This is a genomic window from Sandarakinorhabdus rubra, assembly GCF_010994245.1.
In the GTDB taxonomy this organism is placed as follows: Bacteria; Pseudomonadota; Alphaproteobacteria; order Sphingomonadales; family Sphingomonadaceae; genus Sandarakinorhabdus; species Sandarakinorhabdus rubra.
The window spans coordinates 1-1,602 of sequence record NZ_WMHO01000340.1; the positions used below are offsets into that span (position 1 = coordinate 1).

Consider the following 1,602-nt stretch of genomic DNA (forward strand, 5'->3'; position numbering starts at 1 on the left):
CTGGCCGCCGGCTCCAGCCGCGTGGCGAACAGCCGGCGCTCCAGCAGGTCGGCGCGCGCCGCTTCGACGGTACCGGCGCTCAGCTGGCCGGTGCGCGGCTTGCCCTCAAGATCGAGCGCCTCGTAGCGCCACTCAGGCATCGTCCGCCCCCAAGGCACCGGTCACGCGCAGCGCCTCGGCCGGTGAAGTGAGGCCATCCAGCACCGCCTGGCGGGCGAGCGCCGGCAGGCCGGGGCTGCCCGCAGCTGCCGCCAGATCGGCCGCGGTGGCGCCGGCGTTGATGGCCGCGGCCAGCGGTTCGTTCATGCGGATGAGGTCATAAAGGCCAACCCGGCCTTGGTGGCCGCTCATCTGGCAGGCCGGGCAGCCCGGTGCCTGCCAGATGCTGGCGTCGGCCGGCAGATCGAGCGCGGCGGCCACGCCTGCATCGGCAGCCGCGGGCGTGCGGCAGGCCGGACACAGGCGGCGCACCAGCCGCTGCGCCATGATGGCGCGCACCGTGGCGGCCAGCAGGAACGGCTCGATGCCGAAATCGCGCAGGCGGGTGATGGCACTGGCGGCATCGTTGGTGTGCAAGGAGGACAGCACGAGATGGCCGGTCAGCGCCGCCTGCACGGCGATCGCCGCCGTCTCTGAGTCGCGGATTTCGCCGACCATCACCACGTCCGGATCCTGGCGCAGGATGGCGCGCAGCCCGGCGGCAAAGCTGAGGCCCACCTTCGGGTTCACCTGGGTCTGGCCGATGCCGTCCACGGCATACTCGACCGGATCCTCCACGGTGAGGATGTTCCGGCTGCCATCGTTGAGGAGTTTCAGGCCGGCATAGAGGCTGGTGGTCTTGCCGCTGCCGGTGGGGCCGGTGACCAGCACCAGGCCATTGGGCTCGGCCAGCGCGGCGCGATAGCCCTGCTCGATGCCGGGCGGCATGCCCAGCGCGGCGAGATCAATGCCGGCATTGTCCTTGTCGAGCAGGCGCAGCACAACGCGCTCGCCGCCACGCGCGGGGAGTGTGGAAACACGCACGTCGAGCCGCTTGCCGCCCAAGGCGAGGTCCATGCGGCCATCCTGCGGCAGGCGGCGCTCGGCGATGTCGAGCCGCGCCATCACCTTGATGCGGCTGACCAGGCGCGCGGCGACGCCCGGCGGCAGGCGGTGCATCTCCGTGAGCTCGCCATCGCGGCGCATGCGCACCACCAGCGCGCTCTCGAACGGCTCGATGTGGATGTCGGACGCCTTGAGGCGCGCCGCCTCGGCAATCAGCCCGTTGATGAGGCGGATGGCCGGCGCCTCGTCGTCGCTGGCCAGGAGGTCCTCGGCCGAGGGCAGGCCATCGTCGATATCCGCCAGGCCCGCCGCGCCGCCGGCATAGGCGGTGACGGCATAGTGATCCTGCAGCAGCCGGTCGAAGGCGGCGGCGTCGACTTCGCGCAGGCTGAGCGGGCGGCCGACCAGCCGGCGCACCTCGATCAGGGCACGTGCGTCGCTGTCGGCGCGGCGCGCCACCTCGGCCACGTCGCCGATGGCGGTGACCACCACGCCGCTGGCCTTGGCGAAACCGTAGCTGAGGGCCGGCGCCGTCATGGCTTTGGCGGCGCGGCAGGC

General features: G+C 72.5%; 1 protein-coding gene. It reads right to left on the reverse strand.

What is annotated here, in order from left to right; translation table 11 throughout:
* Positions 1 to 132: 132 nt before the first annotated feature.
* The gene (locus GJV64_RS14215) at positions 133 to 1,581 is read right to left on the reverse strand and encodes a GspE/PulE family protein (protein ID WP_164158104.1); all 1,449 of its coding nucleotides are present in this window, start codon (positions 1,579 to 1,581) and stop codon (positions 133 to 135) included.
* Positions 1,582 to 1,602 lie beyond the last annotated feature (21 nt).